Annotated in this window: 30 protein-coding genes; all 30 read right to left on the minus strand. The window is 44.9% G+C overall.

Annotated features, from left to right (window positions below):
- Window positions 1-111: 111 nt before the first annotated feature.
- A complete protein-coding gene (locus DW121_RS08850) occupies window positions 112-429 on the minus strand; it encodes a hypothetical protein (RefSeq protein WP_118323571.1) in 318 nt (105 codons plus the stop codon).
- Between the two features lie 13 nt (window positions 430-442).
- The gene (locus DW121_RS08855) at window positions 443-1,375 is read right to left on the minus strand and encodes a hypothetical protein (protein ID WP_118323572.1); all 933 of its coding nucleotides are present in this window, start codon (window positions 1,373-1,375) and stop codon (window positions 443-445) included.
- A gap of 10 nt (window positions 1,376-1,385) precedes the next feature.
- Window positions 1,386-1,652, minus strand: a complete 267-nt coding sequence (locus DW121_RS08860; protein WP_118323573.1) for a hypothetical protein — start codon at window positions 1,650-1,652, stop codon at window positions 1,386-1,388.
- A complete protein-coding gene (locus DW121_RS08865; protein ID WP_118323574.1) occupies window positions 1,649-1,972 on the minus strand; it encodes a hypothetical protein in 324 nt (107 codons plus the stop codon). The genes DW121_RS08860 and DW121_RS08865 overlap by 4 nt, the downstream gene beginning before the upstream one ends.
- Window positions 1,973-1,992: 20 nt before the next feature.
- Entirely contained in the window at window positions 1,993-4,443 is a 2,451-nt protein-coding gene (locus DW121_RS15705) for a hypothetical protein (protein ID WP_187120021.1), read from the minus strand.
- 1 nt (window position 4,444) lies between these two features.
- Complete coding sequence (locus tag DW121_RS08875) at window positions 4,445-4,921, minus strand: hypothetical protein (protein WP_118323575.1); 477 nt, start codon at window positions 4,919-4,921, stop codon at window positions 4,445-4,447.
- A complete protein-coding gene (locus DW121_RS08880) occupies window positions 4,918-5,712 on the minus strand; it encodes a hypothetical protein (RefSeq protein ID WP_118323576.1) in 795 nt (264 codons plus the stop codon). Before DW121_RS08880 ends, DW121_RS08875 begins: the two co-directional genes overlap by 4 nt.
- Entirely contained in the window at window positions 5,709-6,743 is a 1,035-nt protein-coding gene (locus DW121_RS08885; protein WP_118323577.1) for a DUF6712 family protein, read from the minus strand. The genes DW121_RS08880 and DW121_RS08885 overlap by 4 nt, the downstream gene beginning before the upstream one ends.
- Window positions 6,743-8,098: a hypothetical protein gene (locus DW121_RS08890; protein WP_118323578.1), complete on the minus strand. Its 1,356-nt coding sequence runs from the start codon at window positions 8,096-8,098 to the stop codon at window positions 6,743-6,745. The genes DW121_RS08885 and DW121_RS08890 overlap by 1 nt, the downstream gene beginning before the upstream one ends.
- Window positions 8,098-8,376 (minus strand): hypothetical protein, encoded by a 279-nt coding sequence (locus DW121_RS08895; protein WP_118323579.1) that lies wholly within the window; start codon window positions 8,374-8,376, stop codon window positions 8,098-8,100. Before DW121_RS08895 ends, DW121_RS08890 begins: the two co-directional genes overlap by 1 nt.
- Before the next feature lies 1 nt (window position 8,377).
- Window positions 8,378-9,454: a hypothetical protein gene (locus DW121_RS08900; RefSeq protein WP_118323580.1), complete on the minus strand. Its 1,077-nt coding sequence runs from the start codon at window positions 9,452-9,454 to the stop codon at window positions 8,378-8,380.
- Window positions 9,448-9,948 (minus strand): hypothetical protein, encoded by a 501-nt coding sequence (locus DW121_RS08905; RefSeq protein ID WP_118323690.1) that lies wholly within the window; start codon window positions 9,946-9,948, stop codon window positions 9,448-9,450. Before DW121_RS08905 ends, DW121_RS08900 begins: the two co-directional genes overlap by 7 nt.
- A complete protein-coding gene (locus tag DW121_RS08910; RefSeq protein WP_118323581.1) occupies window positions 9,932-10,492 on the minus strand; it encodes a phage holin family protein in 561 nt (186 codons plus the stop codon). The genes DW121_RS08905 and DW121_RS08910 overlap by 17 nt, the downstream gene beginning before the upstream one ends.
- Window positions 10,493-10,656: 164 nt before the next feature.
- Window positions 10,657-11,247 carry a RadC family protein gene (locus DW121_RS08915; protein WP_118323582.1) on the minus strand — a complete coding sequence of 197 codons (591 nt, stop codon included), beginning with the start codon at window positions 11,245-11,247 and terminating at the stop codon, window positions 10,657-10,659.
- A gap of 54 nt (window positions 11,248-11,301) precedes the next feature.
- Entirely contained in the window at window positions 11,302-11,802 is a 501-nt protein-coding gene (locus tag DW121_RS08920; RefSeq protein ID WP_118323583.1) for a hypothetical protein, read from the minus strand.
- A gap of 53 nt (window positions 11,803-11,855) precedes the next feature.
- Window positions 11,856-12,248, minus strand: coding sequence for an ArdC family protein (locus DW121_RS08925; RefSeq protein ID WP_118323584.1), 393 nt, complete (start codon window positions 12,246-12,248; stop codon window positions 11,856-11,858).
- A gap of 34 nt (window positions 12,249-12,282) precedes the next feature.
- Window positions 12,283-12,480, minus strand: a complete 198-nt coding sequence (locus DW121_RS08930; protein WP_118323585.1) for a hypothetical protein — start codon at window positions 12,478-12,480, stop codon at window positions 12,283-12,285.
- Between the two features lie 811 nt (window positions 12,481-13,291).
- Window positions 13,292-15,019: a hypothetical protein gene (locus DW121_RS08940; protein ID WP_118323587.1), complete on the minus strand. Its 1,728-nt coding sequence runs from the start codon at window positions 15,017-15,019 to the stop codon at window positions 13,292-13,294.
- A 12-nt stretch (window positions 15,020-15,031) separates the two neighbouring features.
- Window positions 15,032-15,244: a hypothetical protein gene (locus DW121_RS08945; protein ID WP_118323588.1), complete on the minus strand. Its 213-nt coding sequence runs from the start codon at window positions 15,242-15,244 to the stop codon at window positions 15,032-15,034.
- Window positions 15,225-15,461, minus strand: coding sequence for a hypothetical protein (locus DW121_RS08950; RefSeq protein ID WP_147399671.1), 237 nt, complete (start codon window positions 15,459-15,461; stop codon window positions 15,225-15,227). Before DW121_RS08950 ends, DW121_RS08945 begins: the two co-directional genes overlap by 20 nt.
- 12 nt (window positions 15,462-15,473) lie before the next feature.
- Window positions 15,474-16,073: a hypothetical protein gene (locus DW121_RS08955; protein ID WP_118323590.1), complete on the minus strand. Its 600-nt coding sequence runs from the start codon at window positions 16,071-16,073 to the stop codon at window positions 15,474-15,476.
- Window positions 16,066-16,353, minus strand: coding sequence for a hypothetical protein (locus tag DW121_RS08960; RefSeq protein WP_118323591.1), 288 nt, complete (start codon window positions 16,351-16,353; stop codon window positions 16,066-16,068). Before DW121_RS08960 ends, DW121_RS08955 begins: the two co-directional genes overlap by 8 nt.
- Window positions 16,325-16,894 carry a hypothetical protein gene (locus tag DW121_RS08965; RefSeq protein WP_233555793.1) on the minus strand — a complete coding sequence of 190 codons (570 nt, stop codon included), beginning with the start codon at window positions 16,892-16,894 and terminating at the stop codon, window positions 16,325-16,327. Before DW121_RS08965 ends, DW121_RS08960 begins: the two co-directional genes overlap by 29 nt.
- Before the next feature lie 20 nt (window positions 16,895-16,914).
- A complete protein-coding gene (locus tag DW121_RS08970) occupies window positions 16,915-17,805 on the minus strand; it encodes a hypothetical protein (protein WP_118323593.1) in 891 nt (296 codons plus the stop codon).
- A 135-nt stretch (window positions 17,806-17,940) separates the two neighbouring features.
- Window positions 17,941-18,540 (minus strand): hypothetical protein, encoded by a 600-nt coding sequence (locus DW121_RS08975; protein ID WP_118323594.1) that lies wholly within the window; start codon window positions 18,538-18,540, stop codon window positions 17,941-17,943.
- 11 nt (window positions 18,541-18,551) lie between these two features.
- On the minus strand, window positions 18,552-19,784 hold the full coding sequence (locus DW121_RS08980; protein WP_118323595.1) for a hypothetical protein: 1,233 nt from the start codon (window positions 19,782-19,784) through the stop codon (window positions 18,552-18,554).
- Between the two features lie 19 nt (window positions 19,785-19,803).
- The gene (locus DW121_RS08985; protein WP_118323596.1) at window positions 19,804-20,925 is read right to left on the minus strand and encodes a Clp protease ClpP; all 1,122 of its coding nucleotides are present in this window, start codon (window positions 20,923-20,925) and stop codon (window positions 19,804-19,806) included.
- Between the two features lie 85 nt (window positions 20,926-21,010).
- Window positions 21,011-21,499 (minus strand): hypothetical protein, encoded by a 489-nt coding sequence (locus DW121_RS08990; protein ID WP_118323597.1) that lies wholly within the window; start codon window positions 21,497-21,499, stop codon window positions 21,011-21,013.
- On the minus strand, window positions 21,480-22,064 hold the full coding sequence (locus DW121_RS08995; protein WP_118323598.1) for a hypothetical protein: 585 nt from the start codon (window positions 22,062-22,064) through the stop codon (window positions 21,480-21,482). Before DW121_RS08995 ends, DW121_RS08990 begins: the two co-directional genes overlap by 20 nt.
- Window positions 22,065-22,490: 426 nt before the next feature.
- Window positions 22,491-25,742, minus strand: coding sequence for a DNA primase (gene dnaG, locus DW121_RS09000; RefSeq protein ID WP_118323599.1), 3,252 nt, complete (start codon window positions 25,740-25,742; stop codon window positions 22,491-22,493).
- Between the last annotated feature and the right edge of the window lie 11 nt (window positions 25,743-25,753).

Genomic DNA, 25,753 nt, shown 5'->3' on the forward strand with positions numbered 1-25,753 from the left:
CTCATGAACATCACTTGTTTCCATGCTTCGTACATTTTAGGGGCGTCATTTCTACTATAAAAATCAGCCCAATTTAACATTTAATTTATTCTCTCTTTTTGTAAACATTAATCAATCAATAATCTCATCAAATTCGGCTGTATTTTGTTCGCCTGTTAAGATGTAACCGTAGGTCTGCCCGCCATCTTGAGTCTGCAAAATACGATTGCCGTCTTTATCGGTTATAGTCCATAACGGAGGATTATCCGTTCCGGTTTTCACAACACAGACCCAATCTTTGCCACCCATACGCACAATACCGAGGTATGGAACAAGCAACCCGGTATGCCATCGTCCCATATGTGTACGTAACAAAAGGTTTCCATATGGATAGAGCCTGTCCTTGCCCAAATACAACGATACCTTTCTGTTTCCTGCATATATTGCCATAACACTTCTTGTTTTAAGAGGGTAAAGTAACTATATACAGGGTATTGGTATCGGGAGTGACAATCTCGGCAAACTCGGTTGTTGTCATCGGTCTGGATATGGTTGTGAAGAACAGTGAACCTATCTTACTTCCATCCAATGTTTTGACCGTCTCGGCCGAAGCTACTTTATCAACACCACCGGTAATAAGGTCATTCACAATGTCAGCCTTATTAATCTTCTTGGCCAGTTCCGTAGCTACCGTCGTGGCAAAGTTTGGATCATTGCCAAGTGCAGCTGCAAGTTCTACAAGTGTATCAAGCGCTTCCGGAGCATTAGCTATAAGAGCATTGATTTTTTCTTGCATCTTGGAATCAATCGTACCGGCAGCCTGTTCAGCAAGCCCGGCTTTTTCATCGGCAAGCACCGCCTTCTCATTGGCAAGGCTCGCAGCGGCATTGGCAGATTTAGCGGCGAGGTCGGCAAGAAGTGACTTGGCATTGGCTCCTTCCGCGGCTTCATTCGCTTTATCTGCCGCGGTGTTTGCCTTACCTGTCGCTTCAATAGCCGCCTGTTTCTCATAGCTGATGTCAGTAATAGATTCATCTACACGCTCTGCAGAAGCGGTTGCATCAGCGGTTGCTTGCTCCGACTCCGATTTAAGCGTACCAAAATCCGTAACACGTTTTTTCTCGGCTTCAACACGCAATTTTTCAGCTTCAATACGCTTTTGTTCGGACTCTCTGACTTCCTTCTCTGCATTTAAGGCAGGAGCTGCCAATAGAGTAAGTGGAACTTCCACAATATTCGGAATATCCTTACCCTCAACCGGTTGAAAAGCCGGTAGAGTAGTAATACCATCCAACGTTTCCGCTATTGGAATCTCGCCTACTCCCTGAGAGCCAATCTCCAGGTCCTTTTTTAAGCTTTGAAGCAAATCGTCATATTCTTGCTTCGTTAATTTCATAATCTAATTTTTATGAGAGTACACCAAATGAGTCATCAATAGCTTGTTGAAAGATATGCTTTATCTCATCTTGAGATAAGTTGCTTCCTTCATGTAGAGAGAAACCGACAATTCCATTCTTTGACATATTGAAATACCCAACAACTGTCTCATTATTGATAATCTCCGCAGTAATATCCTTTACCGCTTCAGTTCCACGGGTGGACATTCGATACTTGATTATTAGATTTTCTCTAACTTTAGTCACAGCAGTACTGTTAGTTGATGTAATGTTCATTTTTTAATTCCTCCTTCAATTAATTCGTAAATTTGCCCAAATGAACCGGCTGTAAAAAATCCGGAGCATATCTCTTTCAAAAGTGCAATATCATCTGTTTCAGCTTCAATTATGCCATTGTTATTGATAAGTTGTTGCATCATTTTATATGCCTTTACTTTTTTGGAGACATCCATTGGCTTTTGCGGGTCTATCCCGGCAGAGAACAACGCTTCCGCAATCATGTTACATAATTTTTGGGGCGTTTCTTTTCCATTTACAATATTCACAACCGGATTCCCCTTAAAATCCAATAAGTTTTTATTAAAATCTACTTTCATAATTATAAATTATAATGTTATTAATACCGTTCCATTCCGACAATTAGTCCTTTTGCAATATGTATTTTCACATTGTTCTTAGGTGTCAAATCAGAAGAGCTGTATTTCAGCCCATAAAGCCAAGTGTCAGAAAGCACCGGAAGATATTCCCCATCACTTCCTTTCACATAAAATCCGTTTGCTGTAATATCTCCCAAAACACGAACATTCCCATCAAAGAATCCCGCATAAACATAGTTATCAGGATAATTGGGAGAATACATATTTGAAGAGCCATATATGGCTGCAGAGCCACCAATATTGGCTCCCATAGCTGAAACACCAAAGCGTCCGTCGGTAGCTGCGTTAAATGTTACATTGACAACTCCCTCTTTGGATGTACCGGAGCCAAGTTTCAAACTACGAGAGGTTCCTCCGAAATAATCACTGCGCGTCCATATCAATCGCCCGTTTTCAAGAGTAAAGCCTCCTATAAATCCCGCATCTGCATCAATACGCCGCACCTTAATAAGGTCGGTGTTAAGATAGCCTCCTATTACGATTGTACTACCTAATTGTGCAGCTTCTACAGCATCTTTAAAAGCTAAACTGCCAAGGTCGGAATTAGAAACAAAATTGTTTACTTTGGTTTTAAGTTCATTATCCAGTGCAGTTATGGTAACCGCCCCTTCTAAATTAATCTTGGATGAGTGGATAGTCGTTGAACCGGCAGTTTGATTAATATACGAGATAAGGGTATTTCCATCTTCCAACGTCTTTTTAGCCCATAACCTATTGCCTTCCGTTGCTGTAATCCAACCGGCACTCGCCTGTTCAAGAGCAGTAGTTCTTGAGGCAACTGCACTTATACTATTGTTTACTCCATCAATTCTGATTCCTAAATTGGTAATATCTCCATTTATACCAGCAACATCACCATCAACCTTCTTGACGGATAGTTCAATGTTTGATGCACGCTGTTCTATCTGAGAAAATTTCTCACCGTTGGCCTCAGACATTTCCCTTACTTCTGTCCGTATAGTTTCGGAGGTCTGTTCTATTTTAGAACTTAATTCTGTATATAAATCGCTGAGCGCATTGCGGGCCAACGCCAGCGAATAAAGATAAATCTCACCCGTAAACTTCAGTTCAAAATCGCCTGTGCCGTTCCATGTTCCGGAATATTCTTTCAACACATACTCTTTTCCGGGTTCAAGACGTTCCGTAAAATACAAGTCCTGATCGGGGAAACCGACAGTCAATGTACCGGCAGTAATTACCTTACACCGGAAAGAGATAAAAAACTTACCGGCTGTTTCCCCATCAACATAAATAGGTTTATTGGCCAAATTGTCATTCAGTTGCCTAATACCAGAAGCTGTAATACGAAGGACATTCCTATTATCATAGCGGACAACGGCAGCTATAGCATCTTTACGGGAATAGAAATTATCATTAAAGAAAAGGAATTTCCCATTAACGGTGAAAAAACGAACCTTATTAGTAGTTATCCATCCATCAGTATTAGAGGCGAACGCAGAGTTAAACAGATAGTTATCTTTTGTCTGTACATCATCATATACTTTAGATATTTCCGAGTGAATAAGGTCTTCCAGCATTTGGAACTGGGTAAGCACGTTTACTCCGGTTTTCAGAACAAAATCACCAGTAAACCTATTCCCATTCGGGCTGATAACGGTTACTTCCTTACCGGCCAAAGAATAAGAGTCTATCCCGGCATATTGATTAAAAGACGGTGCATCATCACCATAAACAGATAATATTATTGCGTTCTGGCGTTTTTTATCTGTACGGTTACCGAGTTGTACAAGGCTGTCACCTTCTTTAGGAATATCATTGTTTAGGGCTTCACAGTCCGTTTTGCTAAGGTCTATATAATCTTCACCAACACCAACACATAACCGCCAGTAAAATCGATTGGCTACATTCTCGTAAACACCCGGTTTTATGTTGAAATCCCGAAACGTAACCATATCATCCGTACGGAAGGGATTCTCAATAGCCGTTTCTCCATCATCAACCAATAAATAACAACGCCAGAAGCCTTCGTACTCCTCAACCTTGCCGCATTTCATTCCGGCAGCGGTGAACATATAATTTCCACCTGCATAAGACAGCTTCTTTATTTCCAATTCGGTAAACATAGCTTTTATGCGTACAAAAAGTTCGTCTACCTCAATATAGGACTTACCAGTCTTAGGGTCAACCTTTATCAAGAAGCCCTCTCCCAATGCACCGGAAGAATAATTTACAGACTGGATATAATTAGACAGTAATCCGCCCAAAAATCTAATAAGAAAGTTAGTTTCGTCAGGTTGGTTTTTATGGAGATAGATATTTTCAAGGTCTTTTATCAGGTTGAGAATACCAACGAATGTACGTCCTACACGTTCTGAGGTATTTTCATTCTCCCGGGTGGCATACCGTATATACCGGGCCAGTTCTTTAAGTATCTCAATCGTATCTGCCATATTACATAAATGCTTTCCGACAACTTATAGCTACATGGGATTGTGACAAATGTATTGCTGCAACCACTCCATAAAGTTGATTGTCATTGTTTGTCACATAGTCTACTTCTACCTCTTCTAAGGAAAAGGAGAGCCAGTAACGTTTTTTTTGTTTGTCTTCGAGTAATTGGTTGAACATTTCGTCTAAAATACGCTCGCACTTGTCAATGGCTGTTTCTATCTGCTCATAATCGGAAGTGTCGGATATATGCTCCACAATGAACAGCAGGTAATCACGTTCTTTCCGGTACGCTCCCGGACCGCCACCGTAACCGAATCCGGAACCACGGTCCAAAATTACTGCCGGATAGTGAAGCAGGCTGTCCAATGCCGTATGCTTCTCCCGTTCGGATGAGAGGAAGTGTACTTCATCATTCTTTTTATGCCGTATATCGACATGCCTTTCAGCCAGGCTTTCCATGTACTCTGAAAATGTCATTTTTTCTGTTTTTGAGCGTCACGTATTCTTTTATTTAGCAGGCGGAATGCCGTAGCCACCGGCATTGCCTGATATTTCTCCATGACCGCCACATCATCACCGACAAAGGCATCGAATATGTCGAGCCAATTGACCGACGGTGCAGCCGGTTTTTTTTGCTTGTCTTTTGGTTCCTGTTCGTCATTCAGCGGAAACAGGAAAGGAAAAGCCTTTGAGAGCCACCTCTTGACAAAAACGTAGTTCAGGAAGATAGCGTATTTGACATACTTGTCAATCTTTGCCACTTTCGTTACCCGTTTCTGCAATATCAACGGTTTCTGGCGGCTAAATAAACCGTTTTTCTCACCCGCCGGTAGGACAATATACTCATTGCTTTTCAAATACAACATCGACACGAAAATATCCAGTGAAGTATCTTTTCCGTCACGTGTGTAGCGGTTGAAAGCTGTGTCCACGTGCATGAAATGTTCGAAACACATTCCTTTCAGACGTTCACCCGGCGCCTTGAGTCCTGACACATCAGGAAGAATGAAACGGTCCATCCGGACACGGCAGTCACTGATGAACTCCACAAACTCGCTCAGCTTGTACCTGTAATAATTGTCGGAACCAGCTTCGGACGGCAGGGAATAAAATTTCTTCAAGAATGATGATTCATTTATTTCCTGAAGATAAAGTCGCGATACGAGCAGGAACTGTTTTGGTGTCAGTTCTTCCCATGTCTGAGGTACCGGGCATATCACTTCACGCCGGATGCCGAAACTGCGGTATTCAATACGAAGCTCCTTCATGTCCAGAATGTACGTTTATGGTCATTGTTTCGGTCGAATATCCGTCTGGCGTCACCGGCATACAGCTCTGCAAAATAACTGCGTGCCGTCCTTAGCAGAGTTGTCATGTACATATCCGCATCCGCCTTCAGATTTTGAATCTGTACGGCTATGCGTTCCGCATCAACGGGTTTCTTTTCCTCATTGCCTTTTTCATCCGGCTGTACCGTAGTGAAATACAGTCCCCGGTCTGTTATGCTGCCCGTTTCCATCAACAGCCGTCTGACCGCCATTGCAACAATGTAACGGGAACAGGTAAGGCGAAGGCGTTCCACATCTTTCCGCTGCCCTTCATCTTCAGAAGGATTAACCAGCCCGTCAATCAGATGTTCGTATAGCTTGTCACCGATAGCCGGCTGAAGAAGCATTTCCTCGACAAACTTCAGATGCGGCTGTAAACGCAGGAAAATAATCCGGCTGCCATTGATAAAACAGACGTCATTGACATCCGCGGTGCTGCGAACAATGGCAGATTTACGGTCCTGGTAAGCCTGTGAGGTCGCAAACTCCGGATATTCCGCTATATGGACATATAAGAACTCAAGTAATTCGTCAAGCGCATTGAACCCTTTGTTTCGTAACGACGCCCTCAGGTTATCTTCCTGATACTTGTATACCTGTTGGAATGACTCGTTGTTGTCTGACTTCTGCCGCTGGAAACCTGCATCGGTGATACGCATGCTGATTTCATCAAAATCATTCCAAAATGCCAGGTTCGCATTTGCCCGTTTGCAAATCTCCAACAGGTGACTATCCATTTTCTCTCGTTCAGTGGCCCCTTCGGTATTCTGTTCCAATACATCCGGATTTGGACCGAATTTGTATATCTCAACCACTTCTCCCGCCATCGCATCGCCTAATAGCGGTACAAGGTATTGTCGGAAAGCATTGCGAAGCGGTGCTTCCATCATGTCAAAGGAAATGGCGGTGTTTACCTTCATCACCGCTTTCAGCTCTCTGCCATTATTCCATTTTTCTGCACTGAATATCATTAGCTCAATGTTTTTTTGGTACCGCTGCCGGTATCAAGGGTTACTAATACTGTATTGCGGAAACGTAACTCACATTCCGGCATACCGTTCATCTTTATGTACAGTTCTATCGGGTCAAGGATGTTCTGCCGGTCAATCCACGCATTGGCTATATTCACAAGGAACGCTTCGCGGATATTGGAACCGCCCTGGTTTCCCGCGTATGTACCGCCGGGCATACCGGCACCGAGCACATTGGGATTGACCATCAGAGCAAACAGAATTTCCGAGTTGGCGGCTGCCGATACCGGAAGATTGTCACTCCCCTGGTATTTATTCTCCAGCGGCTTGATTTTCCATTCTTCCTCAATCCTGCCGTTCATTTCGTTTACGGCATAATGCGAGAAAATAGGCTTTTCCGCATTATCAGGTCCGCAAAGGTTCTGCTCCACAGAATCCATATACTTCTGTATGGCTGCTTCACGTTCCTTGGTCGAATAGTCCTTGGACGGATATTTCTTCTCCCAATAGGAATATGGTATCTGTACATGCCACTTCCAGGTAATCTGGTTCTTGTAGGCTTTCTTGAGGAAGTGGGGGATAAGATGGGCTATCTCCACCCACCCGCAGACATAGGCAGGCCACCAGATAGGCATGCCGTAAAGGTCGTCATTGCTCCAGCTGTCCCGTACCGGCATGATGAATCCGTCTTTCATCTTTCCGGCAAATTTCAGTACCTCGGCGTGCATTTGCGGGTCATATTCGGACAATACATCCAGTCTGGTGTATTGCCCCTTGTCCGGACGCTGCGGCCAATATCCGGAAACGATACACTTGCAGGCGCCGTATTCGTCCATTTCGGAATAGCGGCGATAAAGTGCATTGACCGGGTTAACACCGGCAAAAGAGTTAGCCGCTGCCGATGGTACGAACTGAACTGCCCCATTACCGAATTTCAGATAATCCCGGAGTACTTTTTCCATATAGCGCCTTACATTCCGGGAAGCAATAAAAGCCTGTACCCGGCTATCCGTAACAGGCTTTAGCATCTCATTGCCGGCATCATCGTAACCGCCCACCGTACAAGGATATACTCCTTGCCCGAGCGTCAGGTTACGAAGAAATTTCAGTCCGGTGTTGAGCACGCTGGTATTACCGATTTCTTCGGCCGCTTTCTGCGGGAAATCGTTTCCATCTCCCCATGAGCGTACTTTCACCCCATTGACGTCTATATAGCTGGCGTTCGACAGGGCATACGGTGCCAGAATCCTGGTACGGTCCTTCATCTCTTTCTGCGGTGTCCCCGTTGTCTCACCGAATATGTACGTGGACTGCATTAGCAGGGGAATACCGCTTGAATTAAACAGTATATTCATCAGAATACGATTTTCATTTTATTATACTCTAATATAAGGTCTATATCCACAGGGTAAGGATGTCCTTCAGGATTACCCTTGCAATCACAAGGTTGTACACCCCGGAGCTGATATTCTTTCATGTTCATGCGCCCGGCACCGCAAGCATATGCTTGAGGAATAAAATATATCTTACCTTCCTTGCTGACGAACTTTATTGAAAAGATGCGCCGGCGTCCGCGTTCGTCCGTGCGGATATCCATGCCGGCCAATGCCAGATTTCTGCGTATTGTTTCCATATTATTCAAATGTTCTATCAAATGTATAGTCAAATATTCCGCCGCCAAATGAAGCCCTGTCGAACACATGGTATTTCCGGTTTGCCGGACAGAAAGTCAGATTCACATTCACTCTTTGGTTGCCCATTTTCGTATGGGTAAAGTCAATATCCGTAATGATAATCTCCGTTGGGAGAGAAGAGGGGTCATGCCAATATTGCACCGGTGAGGTTATCATATCTATCAGCGCCTGGTATTTGTTTTCATCCAAGTAGCCGGTATTAACGGTACGTAGGTCATTAAAGAAGGGATTGAACCGCCTTTTTTGTTTTACCATGTCTACAATATCGCCTACCAGTTCCGGACTGTATTGTACCAATCCGGAGAACGAGATAGCCTCTGGAAGCCCGAACATATTATAATAGAGAAATTGATGCGTGTCACGGTAACTTCTCCGGTCTATGACATATCTCACAAGGTCTGTCAGAGTACCGTTCGTAATACGCATATCATACGATATGATATTATCATATTGCACATCTGCAAGTCCGCTTACTCTAACCGGGCTTATATTATATGCAGCCATACGGTTTGCTTCAGGAAGTTTCAGTTCGACGGTTTTCTTGATACTATTACCTAATTCCAGATAGATAACATCCAGAAACACTTTTGTTTTTTCCGAGACGAAAAAAGAAAGATGTTCAATATTATCCAGCCTGATTAGTTTGACTTTGTAACGGGAATAGAACATAAAATCGGTCAACGGCTCAAAAGAAACATGATATCTGGAATAAAATACGTATAGCGTGTAGTCGGCAGCGGTTTCACTATCCGAAAGGGAAAGTTGTACCGTCATGGGTGATAACGCAATCCAAGTATCATCATCGGTGAGTTCCGGACGTACAAAATATTCATTTATGATGTCGCCGGGATTACAAAGGATGACAGCATTGTCATTGTCCGGATAATAGTTTTCAGAAAGCGCTTCCTGCCCGTCAATCACCATTCGGAGACTCAACTTCTCATGCACGCCCGTGATACGGATGTCCGGCATATCATAGGAAAATACATACGAATTATCAGCAATATCGGCTACCATCTCCACAAATCTTTAGACAAACCAACCACAACAGACTTGTTGTATAAATCATATCCGGCTTTAAATTCCCAAGATTTACGGCGATACCCTGCCAGAAGAACACAATTATGAAGTCCTACAAATGATCCCAACGATAAAGCATTGTCGTAAACAACGGGCTGATTGTAATCCACTACTACCGTACGGTCAAGCAAGGTATTGCGGGCTATTACGTCAGTCAATTCCACCCGTAGGTAGGGGCGTTCAATAATTGTATCAAGATACTGTTTCTCCAGGAAATAATCGGCCAGTATAGCCGCCGTATCCACATCAGCAGGTACCTCTCTGACAACCACTTTCGGCTCAGGTACTGCGGAATGTATCGTATCATGATAGATAACCGTTTCCGGAACACGGACGATGCTCCGGCAGCGGGAACCGGACCAATGCCCCGCCCAGCCGGCAAAAAGTGCGATAACCGCACATAGGCATATGCACTTAACGTTCCGTTTCATCAACCTTTCTTTTGAATTTGTCCGTAACCGTCATCCATAATATCCCCACTTGCTTGATTAGCGTATCTTTCGGTTTACCGTCGATAATGGCAAGGTTTTCCAATATGCTCGTCACATGCTCCACACAGAACCAGGTCATGACGAACACTTTGGTGATGGAAAAGAATACGGTAGCCAACAGCATCACAAAATCATTTTCCGCTATCGTTTTGCTTTCCAAATAAAAGGAATGGATAATGTAGATAATGGTCAGCCAGATGCATAGCTTAATAATGCATCGGGAGAAGCGGAAAGATTCAAAGCCTATACCTTGAACCTTGCTTGCCCGAATACCCGTCCACATTTCAGAAACAATTGCCACCAACATGGCCATTGCCAGGAAAGGAGTGATGCCTATGTATTCGCTGACTATTGCTGTAATGGCACTGAAGGATATTGCAGGCAGTTGCAAGTTATATTTGAAGCTCGGAGCTATCGAAAGGAAAAAATCCTTCAATGAATCGTACCCGTAGGTACCGACGAATTTTGTGAAAAAACGTATCATATCTTTTTTTGTCACAAAGATAGAATCCTGTCATCCGCTGTCATAGGACAAAAAATCCCCTCCGTGGTTAAAGGAACGGAAAACAAACAGACCTCTTTACACCCGCTTCCGTTTGTGAGTGTGCGAACAAACGGAAGCGGGTGCCACCCCCGCACCCGTCTCCTCTACAAAATCCCTTCATCGCTAAAGCTGTAATAAGTATCCCCCGCTATTATAACATGGTCTATCAGCCTAATATCAAATACCTCACCCGCCTTTTTCAATCTCTCCGTTATATTCTTGTCGTCCCTACTGGGTCGTTTGTTCCCGCTCGGGTGATTATGTACAACAACGAATTGCGTTGCGGATGCTTCCACCAATATACGCATGATTAATCTTATATCTACTGCCGTCTGACTTATGCCGCCAACCGACACCCGCACTTTCTTTATCACCCGTGAAGCATTATTCAAAGCCAGTACCCAAAGTTCCTCGTTCGGTAAATCCCACAAAAACGGATACATCAGCGCATTAATATCCTGGCTGCAACGGATAGCGTCCTGCCCGTTATACCTGCTTTGCAGCCGTTTGTACAATTCAACGGCAGCCATCGCCACTTTTCTACGACCGGGTGTCAACGAGGAGAATAAGCCGTTCAAATCATATTCCCCGCTGTGCTGTTCCGTCTCGGTGACAATTTTCTTATTATTGGTTATCTCGTATATCAGTTCGCTGTCGCTCATGTAGCGGCAAGCACTATCAAACAAAGTTTCCATAACATTCCTATTTTATCAGAGACAGCCCACCCGAAAGCGGGCTGTCTTTACTTATTACTCACTGATTAAGAGCTGCTCCAACTCTTCGATTTTCGACTGGATTTTCTTTTTCATAAACTTGGCGAATTCCTCTAATAAAAAGCGGTTGGAAATCGTAAAGATGTCGCTATTATTGCCGTAATTTGAAGCCTCCATAAACCGCAATTTATAAAGCGTTGTTTCAAAGGAATTTTCTTCTTTCAATTTGTCGGCCGCTTCATCCAGCTTATCCATAGCGTTGATGAATGCAGTACGCTGGCGGGAAATCTCTTTTTTCCTTTCGAGTTCGGCCAGACATTTCTCCAGCTCTTTCGTTTTACGGTTTATTTCCTCCTGCAACTTGGATGCTTCATCCTTTTTTGCACTTTTTCCCTTGCCTTTGGCGGGTGCATCGGTCGTTTTTTCCTCTTTCACGGGTTGTTCTTTAGGGGCTTCTTTTCCCGCCTTACCCGTTTCTTTCATTGTCTCAACTGCTTTTGTCACTTCTTCACCGATTGTTTTTACTTCTTTTTCCATATTTGTAAAATTTAAAAAGTTAATAATTAATGATTTATATAATAGTGGTTAACCTACTTCTCTACCTTGTGAACTTGACTTTCCGCAAAGAGATAGCACAGCGGAAAAAAATCTTCTTTCGCATCTTCTTCCCGACCTTGTTTTTTCAGTTCCTCGATGCGTTCCCGCTCCGCTTTCGATGCAACGGGCATCCCCCATATAAGCAGTGCTTTTTCACCTTTACGGACGGTAAAACCCGCTTTTTTCCACTCCTTGAAAGTCTTTAGGTTGGTATATCCTTTGCAGGCGTAATAAAACCGCAACAGACCGTTTACCGTATCATCTTCATTCCCCATGTATTCGCCCATCTCCCTGCGGGCAACCAAAGACTGCGACAATGTTTTTAACTGCTGCCTTTTCAAAATCCGTGCTTCACGTTCTTTCTTTTCGTCTCTTTCCTTTTTCATAATCCTATGTATTAAAATGTTATGTATTAAATTATTACGCTTCTATGATTACAAAATCCTCTACCGTCTGAAAGTAGGGGTCAGCCGTTGAAAGAAGTTCCCACTTTTTGCCGTTCGCATCCCGAAAAAGAATGCTTAACTCTCTGATTCCGTCAAACTTCTTTAGCACCTTGTATCCTTTGAAATACTTGTTCAAAACCTCGATAGCCTGTTTGTAAGTGAATGTTTTCATTGCTGCAAATTTTATGTTGAACCTTGAGCTTCCGGGTGTGAGCCTTATCTAATTGGCTGTTTCCCTGATTGGAGCTTTTTTTTTCTGCGTCGCCTGTCGCTACGCGGTATGTTTCGCCTTTTTTACGCTGCATCAAAAGGTGTTGTAAGGAGCAAGAGCAAGTTTTTCAGAAAACCGGAACGGCTTGAATACGACCTGTACAGGTGGAGATTTTTTATGAAACGCCAGCCCGAACTTGAACCGGTGACGTCAACATTTACCTTTGCAGCACAAAAAAGCGAAACTGCGTGGTGATAGGAGACAGAAATAAAGGGCGACAATCAGAAGAGGAAACAGCTTGCAATACATAGTTGAAAACTATACCGCTCTGCCCGGTCTATCCTCTGATATGGGTAAAACCGGGTGTAGCCTGCATGGGTGCGAGTAAACACAATAAGCCACTGCTTATTACCGCTAAAACGCGCAAAATCCGTACCGAGGAGATAGATTTTTTACCTATTTTCTCGGTGCGGATTTTGCGCGCCTGGGTGTTGGTTAACAAACGTTATAAAAAACCTATATTGCTAAGTATAAGAACATAACACTCTGCTTTCCATCCGAATGGAAAGAGAAACGGAAGTTTCTCCCAACCGCGCCCTATCCCAACTGTTAATAAAATTCACAATTTTAAAGGAAATATGATAGGCGGTGCACCCCCTCGGACGTTTATTCAGTGCTGTATCCTGTCCTCAAGCGTTGCTGCTGTCCTTATAAAGATTGCGAATCCTGTCATATGTATTGCGATTGCTGTTGCGAATGTATGTAAGGTTAATCAGATACGCGCATCCACGAATCCGTAAGACTGCCTGAGCAAATGCCCGTACTTCGTCCATACACGTTTATCCACCGCGTCTCCGAAATGAGTGGCTTCTTCCGGAAGAATGGACTGATTACGCTCGCTACGTTTGTCCTTGGCAAAACGTCCTTCACGGTCTTCGATGACACGGGTGTTGTTCATGGAGATAAGCGTGTATTTGCATTTCGAGCCGTTGAAACGCTTCTTCGGGAACCGTTCGTCCTTCTCGGCAAGAATGGAAGCCCAGAGCAGGTATTTGTCATGTTGCGGCGGTTCCATGCCCGAATGGGCGTGTTGCTCCACCGTCCAGCCGTGTTTCTCCAGGCGCTCAATGGCCAGCTCGTTGTAGGACTTCTTGTTGTTGGCACGGCGGGCGTCGCCGTAGCGGTCGCGGTAGTAGTGCAGGTGCTTGTTGATGTGGTTGCGGTAGTAGTGGCAGAACTTGTCCATCAGGGCGTTCACCATCGTGTCGTCCTCTTCGTCACGCTTGACGAAGAACTCGTTGATGTTGTTGTCCACTGGTTCACGTGTCAACAGTTTCGTCACGAAGTCATAGTTACGTTCCTGACCCACTTCAAGGAAAGAAGCTGCCGAACCCCAGTCAGGTGTCAGCTCTATCGGCTGGTTCGGATTACAATCCAGGTCACGACGGCTGTCATCGTTATTGCCCAACCGTTTCCAATCAAAGCCGGTATCCTCGGCAAAGTCCCGTATATAGTCGTCATTGGTCGCGTTGTAATACACATGCCGTTCATCCAGCTGGTAATAGCAGCTGTCAATCTTATCCACCATATAATTCAATATCTCAATCATGAAGGACAGTTTATCCATCACCTTGTACTGGTTCAGGATGTAGTTCATGCCCACATTGGCTATATTGTCGAAGATAGAGCCGAGGATAAACAGCGTACCGTCTCGTGAGACGAACGGCGTAATGCTTTGACGGAGACGGACGGTCTCATTCCAGATTTCCTTGAACAGCCCTGTATCACCGGCAATGCGTGCATCAATAAGCTGCATTTGTAACCGCACAATCTTGTTCCAGACATCGAACAGCCGGATGTCTCGTTCCTCTTCATAATATTTGGCAGGTTCAAGCAGCCATTTCTGTTCGGGAGTATAAGGCATGGAAGATAAGAAGGTGTTTCCGTGATGCTTCAATACCGGATGCTCCGATTTGCGTCCGAAAATATGCTCATTACCGCGGTTGGTAGGCGCAGCTTCCTGGTCAAATTTTTCCTTATCGAGCGTCAACGCTTCGTCGGTGATGTTGTAGTCGGCATTCGGGCCACGGCTGTTGCCGCCTTGGGTAAGTATATAAAGCATATGTCCGTTGCTGAAGCTGATGCCGTATTCATAAGACATGATGTGCTCATAGGGCTTGTACCACCCCTCAATGGGGCGGCGGCAAACCACATAATCGCCGGTCTTGCTGAGCGGGTCCCATTGCTTGTAACCGAGCATCTCCAGCATCTTGAAAGCTGAAGGCAACGTTTTAGTGAGTGCCTGGCCGATGGTGGCCTGGGTGAGTGTGGTAATGCCGCGCGGCATAAGCCGGATATTGTCATCTATCACGGCACCGGTAATGAATGATTTACCAGTGGCGCGTGAATAGATGACATATCCGTTCCTATACGGCATTACCAGGAATGCTGCCTGCGCAGGGTTGACTTTGATGACCTCTTCCCAAACGTTCTCGTCCATTCTCCTGTCGTATCAATAACGAGGGAATACAATGTAGTTCATACCTTCGGAAGAAGTCATACGAGGCATGGATTGCCCGGTGTCCGCAAGTAACTGCGGCACTTCATCCGGTTTGAACCTGGCGGACACGGTACAGACAATCTGTGTCTTGCTGACTGATACCATATCAATATGCTTATGGTCAACCAGGTAAGAGATAAGCCGTTTATTGGTTAATTTCTTCATAATGTTTTCTGAATTTTAAATTAACAAACGAGTAGTTTCTTACATGCCAGTACGGTTTACCGGCTTTCTGCTCCCGTTGCCGGGTATCTTCTACCGCCCGGATAACAGCCTCCTTTATATTCAGTTCACGAAATGCGGAATGAATTGAACTCTGTACCGGTGAGAGATTACAGGTATCAACGCACATCACAATTGTAACAATCAATGTATCAATCATATTTTCACATATTTATGAGTTCATTATTTCTTCTGCCTGTACATCGTCAATGGGTGTGTACATAGAATCTACCAAAACCTTTTGTTCTTCTTGTGAAAGATTGCGGATGGCATTCAGAGGAATATCCACTTTTTGCCCCATGCTGTTGATTTGAATATAGAATACATTCTTCTCCATGCGGCGCGGGTCCTCAACCGAAGCGGGTTTTTCGCCAATCATCTGATGCAGTACTTTCTTGGCATTGTTCCATTGCTTGAGGTCGCCCTTGAGTTTACAATCCCGGATAAGTTGTACCTGGTCCTTTATCATCCAGGCAAACCAAAAATCCCAGTCAAACTGGTGCTGTGTCTTGAACAGTTCTTTTGCCAGGGCGATATCCTTACGCACCTGTGTACGCGAGATACGGTATTTTGCCAGCATGATATTGATGATATGGCTCTCGTTCGGATAATCGTCCAAAAGACGGGCTATCTGCAACACCCGGTTACATTGTACCTGCAAATGCTCCGGCAACGGACTGTTTTCAGGGTCAATGATGTGCTGGCGGATAAGTTCGTATGACTGTTCCTCCAGTGCGGCCTTGCTTTTGGATGCTGTCAGATTACTACTCATACTCAAGATACTGCTGTTGCGATTTAAAGAATTTAATCAGCTCCTGCTGTGCCGGATTACTGCCATTGACGGCGGATTTGATGATTGCTTCACGTACTTCGACCATCTGACGAAGATGCCCGCGATAGAAGGCCGCCCGTATTTCAGTGCCCGGAGTCCGGAGTTCTTGGGTAAAATCCGTTTCGTCCACACCGATATTAATGGCAATCAAGCCCGGTGGGATAAGGCGGTAGGCCATTTTTTCTATTTCATCATTTTGCTGCTGCGTCAAATTCATCATTTAACATCTTAAAGTCAAAATCAAAAATGTCCGGGCTGGTATGGATAATCCCACGTTCCAGTTTCGGGTTATGAGTGGCATTTTGGCTGCCCACTACGGTAATCTTCCAATTCTCATTATATAGTAATGCCACCTTCGCGTGCAACGCCAGGCAGCGGTAACTGTCCGGGAATGTAGTTACCAGATAATCGAATGGTTTGGGTGAGATGCTGCGTACCCGATTGTCTATCAGAAACCGTACCGACAACAGTTCACCCGCTTCTGTCTTGCGATGAAGCGCCGCAATACTGTCCATGGATATGGAATAGGTAGTAAGCAGCAGATGTGCCGGACCGGTCTGTTTCAGAATATAGAAAATCAGTTGAATAAGATTGAATGCCCCTGAAGAATAGAAATGTTTGTCCCTGCCGGGTACCAGCATCCCCATGGCATCCGGATGCAGCAGTTTTTCCGCAACCAGGTCATGGTCGGAAATTGCCGCATCCGTTTGGCGAAGAGAGGGCGCATTGTCCTTCATGTTCTCCGCCGGCATCTCATTCATATCACCGCAACACACCAGCATTATTGCAGTTCGGCCAGTCTATATTCTATTTTTTCTACCAATGCTTCCTGGTCGGCAATCTTCTTCTCGTATTTCACACGTTTCGGGCAATCGGGAAGAGGATTTTCTTTACCGTCCTTGGGCTTGCTCTCCGAAGAATACAGCAACATATTCTTTGCCTTGGTTATCTTACTCTTGGCGTTGGATTTCGCTTTTTTCAGTTCTTCTATCGACAAAGCACTGATGTCGGTATCGTCCGATTCGGTGTCCGGCTGCTCTTTCAGGGCATCCTTCTCTTTATAGAGTTCGTCCAGCTGTTCCTCAGACGGCAACTCCTTATTTTTCTCAAACTGCCTTTTGACGGCTGCCAGCAAAGTCATGCGTTTGGAGAGATAACCTATACGGGCGACAATATCCTTGCGTTCTGCACATACAGCCTGCGTATTGGTCTCACCCAGTTCGGCGAGCAACCGGTGCTGGCGTGAACGCTCATTATAGCATTCACGGAAATCATAGATGATTTTGGCAATAACCGGCGGATAGGCAGGCTGTTCATCCGCTTCACGCGCCAGTTCATTTTCCGCAATGGCAACAATGGCTGCCGCCGTTTCTTCCGTAACTGTTTCGGAACGCCCGTCATTGCCAGGTACCGCATCATCCGCCAGGTCCACATCCTCAAAGCGCGGGTCATCGGGATGGTACCACACTTTAATCATCTGACGGATTTCATACTCCAGCTTCTCACGGGTATGCGGCTTTTCGCCCTGGCGGGCAAGGCGGGCGGCAACAAAACCTTTATATCCGGAACGGGTAAGGATATTCACACCGGTACTGTAGTCCCGTTTCTGCGAGTTCAGCCATTTTATGCCATCTCTGCGCGCCTCGATGTAGTTCTGTGTAATCTTTGACATTCTACTTTGATTTTTAATGATACGCAAAGCTATTGCGATTATTGTTGCCGGGATAGGACAAAACAGCATGTCCGCCTCCCGGAAAAGAATCCGGAGACGGACATGAACAACCTACTAAATAAAGAAACGAGAAATTTAGCCGACAGGTGCAGCTTTTACAGTAAGAATGTCTTCCATGTCACCTTCATACACACATTTGCGTGGTGCCGTAAAAGTGTAATGGAGCGTGTTTTGATTACGGGCTGTAGAACTGGCTCCGGTAGTAGCCCCGTCACCTGATGCACGAAGAGCGCCACGACGCTTGTCGCCCATCAGATAGTTCGTACCGTTATTGTCGGTCACGATAAAGAACATCTTACGTCCTTTGGTGGCATTTTCAAAACCGAATATCTTTTTCCGCATTTTGGCAGAAATGATATTCAGGTCCATCAAATATGATTCGCCGCCGCTTTCTCCCTGGTCGGTAATTTTGAACTCGGCCAACTCGTCAGTGAAATCCATCTTGTATGCACGACAGTTTTCCTTCATAACAAGGTCACCGACCAGTGTACCGGCTTCTTCAAGAGAAAGAGGGGATTCCGTTTTTTTCGGATAGTCCGGCCATGTGGCCACATCCGTATGATAACCGAAGATAACGGACGGTATGATACCGCCCATATTATCCTGGTTTTCGCAGTCCATTGCCTCATTGATATCATCAAGGGCAATACATAATTTAGGATCTACTTCTGCCATAATTATAAATCTTATTCTTTAACAACATAAGTTCCCGTTACCTTTTCTACCTTACCCGCAGCGGGTGTCTTTTTCTGCACGGCAGGAGTGGTGTATCCGGCAGCTTCCAGGAACTCAACGGTATATTCCTTTCCACCGGGAACAGCTACATACGTGCCGGAATCACGCCAGATTTCTTCGCCCTGGATACGCCATTTGCCACCGTTGGCCATCGCTTCGTCAGGCGTAATCATTACTTCGATATACCCAAAAGAATTGGTATCTTCCGGATCTACCGGACGGTCATTGACGCAGAATTCGGATTTGTGTACCGACACGAACTGGAAGCCAATCACATACTTGCCGGCGGCATCAAAGGTATAGGGATTGCCGGACATGAACGGCTTGATGGACTTAAAGTCGCTCTCCTTGTCAAAACCGTAGCAAACATTCTCTTTCGTAGTCAGCATAACGAACTGGCTGCCATCGGGAAGGTTCGGAACACGTACCAGCTCGCAACGGTTGTTGGAGCCGAGGAGATGCTGCGTATCGGAAGTATCTTCCTTGAGTCCGATAACAATGGTACCCTCATCTTTGCGCCAGTCATCATACATATCGCCCAAATCATCGGAAATAAACATCTTAATGTTCTTCTTGCGCTTGAAAGTACGCGGCATGTGACGCCACATCTCCAGTAATTTTTCCCCGATATCGGCACGGGTCAACTCACCGGTGGTATAAACATTGCCTTCAACACTGGAGATGTCCCCGACTGCCTCGCCTTCAGTAACGATAGTACCGATCCCGTCAAAAGAGTCCTGAATGTCCGTCTTTTCTTCATCAGCACTGTATTTTGCCGTGAAAATAGCAAATAGCAGGTCATTGGATGCCAGTTCGTGACCGTGGTTGATCAGCCACAGTTCGAACGGATGCTCCTTACGGAGTGTTCCGGGAACTTCTGCGATATAGGTACGGCGGTAACGTTCCGGTTCATCGGACATCTCCATCACGACAGGACGCACTACCAGGCGGCGGGGAACAATCTTACCCAGGTACTTACCGGCTGTAAATTTGCCGGTATACTTGCCGGAGATACTTCCGCCCTCCACCTTACCGAGTTCTAACGAGTCCGTAATACCCGGTACCGGAGTGAAATGTCTCAATACCTCTGAAGCGTCAAGTTTATCGACCGCCTTCAGGATATCCTTGTGTTTTTTTACCGCGGTCAGAACAGCGGTAATGTCAATAGGTGCTTTGAAATCCATAAATAGAAAAGTTTAGATGTTATTCATTCTCAAAACTGTTGATAGGGTCCGTAGCAATGTCCGCGAACTTGTTGTCCTCATTCGCTTCCTGATGGCTGTCCGTACCCGTTCCCGGTATCTTGCCGACAATATTACGGATAACCTGTACCTTAGCCTTGTTGTCAGCGGCATTCTTAACACTGTCACTCAGGCTGTCAAGGTCATTTACTACTGCTGCCAGACTGTTTTCGGCTGTTTCTTTGGCTGTGTTGGCAGTCTCAGAATCATGTTCAGCTTTGGTTTTCGCATCGTTGGCAGCTTTAATGGCATCATTGATGGCCTTCAGGTTCTCTACGGTAAGCTGTATCTTACCGTCTTTTTCCTCAACACCTTCACAGTTGAGGATTTGGTTGACGAAAGTAAATTCTTTACGCATGGAAATAACTGTATTTGAATTAGAAATGTCAGTCTTGTTACCGGTAGAAAGCACTCCTTTGATACCGTTGATAATCTGGAAGACTAAATTTTTGTCACCGCTTTCCGGTTCCGGTTTCTCTTCAGAAGCAATAACTGGCAGCGGCAGGCCGAGCGCGGTAAAGCAATCGGTTATTTCATTGGTCACCTGCGGCTTTTTATGGGCACCGGGAATAACCTTATCTATGAATCCCCATTCCTTGGCTTCGGTAGCAGGCATCCAACGTTCCTCTTCCATCAGTGTGATAATCTCCTTCAGGGTTTTGCCACTGCGGTTGATATACTTCTGTGCAATCATCAGGTCAATAGCTTCGGCGCTCTTTTTCTTGTTCTGCAATTCTGTGATAGCGCCCTCAATCTGATCGGCATTGAGATTCCCCCAGATGTCGATTCCCAAACTGCATTTATGTGCCAGCCACATACCGTCCTCGTGCATTTCAATGGACTTGGCACCGAACGCCAATATGGTAGCGGCCGAAGCGTTAAAGCTGATAAATTCCACCGTCACATTACCGTGCTCGGCCATAAGGCTGGACATGGCAACCGCTTCTGCCACATCACCGCCCGGACTGGAGACCTTCAGACGTACGGGCTGGCCTTTTGCTTTGTCCAGGAAGTATTTCAGATAATTCTTATTGTACCAATACCGGTCAATACTGCCGAATAGTGTGATTACTGTCTCGTTCATATAACTATTTTTACGCAAAGAAAAGCGCAAAAAAAACGGCACCCAAGGACACAGGGCACCGTTAAACACGGAATAAACGCATTTTTTATCTTTCCAGACCTTCCACGCCGGCTATATAAATTGTTGGTTCATCCTGGATACAGGTAAACGCGAATGAGGTTCCGTTACGCTGAGAAACAGAATGTCCGGTTGTCTTGTTTGTGGAGAACAGCATAAGTGCATCTTCCTGCCCGCACCAATGTACCTGCCCGTTACCATCTACTGCCAATACATACCATAAGCCGCGCTCCAAAGATTCTATCAACCGGTGGTTCATAGAAGAGAGTTTCGGAATAATCCCTTCAACCGACACATTCCAACAGTCTCCTGCATCATTAACTTCCTTATCCTCATTATATATATAAGTATCATTGGCATATACCGGTATGGAAATAATTTCTTCCGGATTACAAAGTTCCAGATAGTTCAAATCAGCAATGTAATCTCTGCGAATCTGCAAAAATGAACTCGGGGGAACAGCAATCACCTGCAATAATCCCCCAATGTTTTCAAAATCATAGTTTATTACTTTCATAGGCTAATTTCCCTTGCTGGGAAATTGTCCCAAACTCGGACAACTTCCCCAAGATAATACGGTTAATAAAATCTAAAATCGTTGTATTCTCCACTTTTTTCCGATATCCATGCCTGTTATATTCCCTACGGATGGTATCATATGGCCAGGTGTCCTCTTCGAATCCGAAACTGTTCTGAAAATTACGGATAGCGGTTGAGAGTGGAATCCCCATACTCACATGAGTGTCGAGATAGAGGAAAAGCATCTGTTTGATGCGCCGTTCCACCTTATTTCCGAACGCCACCGCTTCGGTGTTCGACAAAGCCCATCCGTAACGGTAGAAATCGTCACGGCGTATTTCCACCGCTACATTGGCGGTATAACGGTAAAGGTTCCGGTACCTGTTTTCATAACGGCCACGTTTTGACAGCCGTGAAAGGAAGTCATTTTGCAGCTCCTTGTCCGATGAAAGGTTGACTATTTCATTCCAGGTATCATCCGGGGCGTTGAAGTTATGCAGCAAAAACTGCCTGACGTACGGTTTACAAGGGAGCCAGCAGACGAATCGGTCTTTCTTTGTCATTTAAAGCGTTGATTTTTACACAAAAATAGCAATATTGATTAATATATTCATCACACTTTCGTTTTTTTATTTCTATTAAAGCAGGCACATTTTGCCCTTTACACCTTCTACACTTTCTACAAAGTACAAAATCACCTATATATCAATAACATAACGGTTTTTATTATAGAAGTGAAAGTGTAGAAAAACTGTCTACAAAGTATCTATTTGTAGAAGAAATGCAGAAAAGCTGTATTTTGTAGAAATATGTAGAAACTTGTAAAGTATCTTTTTATAACATAAAGTACTGATTTATAAAAATGTAGAAAGTGCAGAAAGTGCAGAAGCATTTTTTGCCCCAAAATAAAACATCTTTTTTATCTCAAAAAGATAAGAAAAAAGCCCCTACCTTCACAGGCAAGAGCTTCCACACAACTATGATAGACATTAAAATTTATATGGAGAAGTTTTGTCCTCCGGCGGTTTATTATCCCGCCCTTCTTCCTCTTCTTCAGGTATCCCCATATCAATGTTGAGATTAATATTATAGTTTGCCATCAGCTCCGTGTAGTCAAAGCAGAGTGCCTGTTTGGTCACGCTGGTTTTCTTATAATATTTTTGCCCACCGGCCTCCAGTTCTTTGGTCACTTCTACCCCCTTCAATATATTCTTGAAGCGGACGGAGTTTTGTACACCCAGGTATTCTTTGGAGTTCTCCAAGTAGAAATTCAACGATTCAGTCGGTAAAGCGGTATCTCCCACTTGCTTGCTAAACTTTTTATACAGCATGAAGATACGATCTGTACGCATACGCAGAATAGGGCGAGGCTGTTTAAAAGTAAGATCCTTGACCTTGTTTGTCTTCAGACCGGACAAATAGTCAATACGAAAATCGGATTCCAGGAATATCTCCCCATCCTGCTGCAAATAGCTGACAACATTCCAGAAGTTAGCCAGTTCATTGTTACTCTTGCATTCCCGGTTCTGTCGGATGATCCCGTTAACACAGATGTCAAGCAACTCGCGATAAGCAAACGGCACATCAATCACCGCTTCAAGCACACGGAAGGAGGCCAATGGAATGACCCAGTTCCGCTGGATACGGTCTTCGACGCTCTCATCTTTCAGAAGTTCATTCAGATCCCCCATGCACTGGCGATAGGAAGACATGAAATCCGTCTCCATTTTAGACCGGTGACGGAGTAACTGTAAAGTGAGGTGTGACAAGCCCAAATCACGCATGACCTTGCATTGGTCAAATGCCCGTTTTTCAGCTGTAGAGAATTCCGTTTTAGTGAAAGTGAGATAAATCAACCGGGAAAATAAGGCTATATCAATTGTCGGCATTTCCTGACCGGAGAGAATTACACCGCAGTCCACACTGGTAATTTCCCGTTTCTTATCCCGGTCCATATTCATTCGACTACGTCCGGTACCATCCCATATTCCTTTGAGAAACTCCCGTTTGTCAATGTCGATGGAATTCTTGTATTCATCAATATGAACCAGCGCATTGGCGCATTGTGCCACAGCATCACCCAATGCGGCAATAGTAGCGTTTTGTATATTGGGCGGGTTATTTTTGATGATAAAGAACGACATAAGACTATGGCCGAGTTCAGACTTGCCGCTACCTTTCGGACCGAATAAATTAAGAATGGGAAAACTTTTGGTTTGCCCCGAAATAATATCCCGGAAAAGGGAAGCGATCAAGAAGCAGATACCAACCTTGGCATTGTCTCCGAATACGCGAATCAATTGTTCGCTGTACACCCTTATGCTGACATTGTTGTACGTGGTGTGTACAAACCTGCGCTCGAACTGAAATAATTTGATGTCATCACGATAAATGGTACTACAACCTGGCAAGTAGAAATTACCATTTTTTAACCGTACGATGCCATATTCATCCGCGACATGCCACTCCGTATCAAAGCATCCATTACCGAAAGCAAAGAACCCCTGCCGCTGCCAGCCAAGCTGTGTTATCTCAAGTGCGGTCTCGGTCTGTTCGTAAAGGAACATCTTCAATTTTGTGAGTTCTTTTTCAGTGGCCAGCCAGATATAATTACCAAGCCCTTCGACCTTTTGTTTGAACTTGGATAATGACACCAGGTCTTCTTGTTTCATCTCGATAATCTCTTCCTGGTTGTTCTGGTTCTTGATGCGATAGAGTCGTTTGGGAAGAAGCGAGTCTTTTATATGAAATAGCGGCAACATGGTGAAATTGCTCCATTGCACCGCTTTTCCGCTGTCCCCAGCCAACGCAAAGTAAGCATTATATTCTTCATAAAAGCCATATTTCTGATAGAGGTCGCGATCTATCTTTTTGCTTTCATTGATAACCTGCTTGGCCTTATCCAGTTTCTTGGCCCGGTTAATGGCCGTCTGCCACAGTTTCTTGTCGTCATAGAATGACTGGAGCTGTTTGAGATACATGGACTCCTTGACCTCATCCTTCACCATGACGACCATGGTACAAATGGTGCTGACGGCCTCGCTTCGTTCTTCAGTGGTATTGATGTCTTGGAATATATATGAGGCATACCATGGAATGAAATCAACCTCTTTCAACTCTTGAAACTTCTGGATGCTTGTACAGTAGGTATCCGGATCATTCTTGCTCTGCGCTTCCCCAAGTGGAATTTCTTTAACCGACACTCCGAACCCGCACTTCATAGCCAACAGTCCGTTTCTCATCACGTTACGGATGCCCGCCCCCAGCTTCTCGCCTTTATCAATCTTTGGCGGGTCCGCATCCGGAAGGAAGCAAAGTTTGGTGGCATACTTCTTCAGTTGCTCCATTTGGTTTTCTGTCCAATCTCCTCCAAGAGGGGCAACCGCATTGTTGACACGAATACGCTGAAGCTGCATCGCATCGGGTGCACCTTCCACCAGATAAAATTTATCTTCTTTGGCCGCCTGGCGTATAGCCGTGTCAATTCCGAAGATTGAATCACGTTTATGGTAGATGTCGTTTTCAGTCGAATTGATATACTTGGCCACCTTCTCACCGGATATGTCACGTGCGGTAAAACCTATAATCCGTCGAAAACGGTCGCGTATGGGGATAACTATGCGGTTACGGTAACCATCGAAAGTCCTAATCTCCGTCCCCCTTTCTTTAGCCTTTTCCTTATTGTCCGATAGCAGCCCCATCTCCTTCATCAAGTCTATGGAAAGACCGGCCGATTGTGCGAAGTTCAACAAATCATCCCATTTGTCGGGCGCGAACCCGATACCCATCTCTTCAGCATACTCCAATCCCCAGCGGCCTTTGACATATCCGGCAACCTCCTTATTGATCGGGTCCAACAGATTCTGACGAAAATGTTCCGCACACCGTTGATTGATGATAAACATCGACTCACGCTTCATGCGTGCCTGTTCCTGTTCGGGAGTCAGTTTTTCTTCTTCAACGGTTATACCGTATTTTTTGCCAAGATGCTTGATGGCTTCCGGATAGCTCATTGTCTCGTATTCCATTAGGAAGCCGATGGCATTTCCGCCCTTACCACATCCAAAACAATGCCAGGTACCGCGTGCCGGGCTCACAAAGAAACTGGGGGTCTTCTCCTTATGGAAAGGGCAACACGCCTGATAATTTATTCCTTTTTTCTTCAGCTCAACATAGCCGGATATCACGTCTGTAATGTCGGCACGGTCTAAGATTTGTTCTATGATTCTTTCGTCTATCATTGTATATAATA

This window comes from Bacteroides sp. AM10-21B (genome assembly GCF_003472565.1).
GTDB classification, from domain to species: Bacteria; Bacteroidota; Bacteroidia; order Bacteroidales; family Bacteroidaceae; genus Bacteroides; species Bacteroides propionicigenes.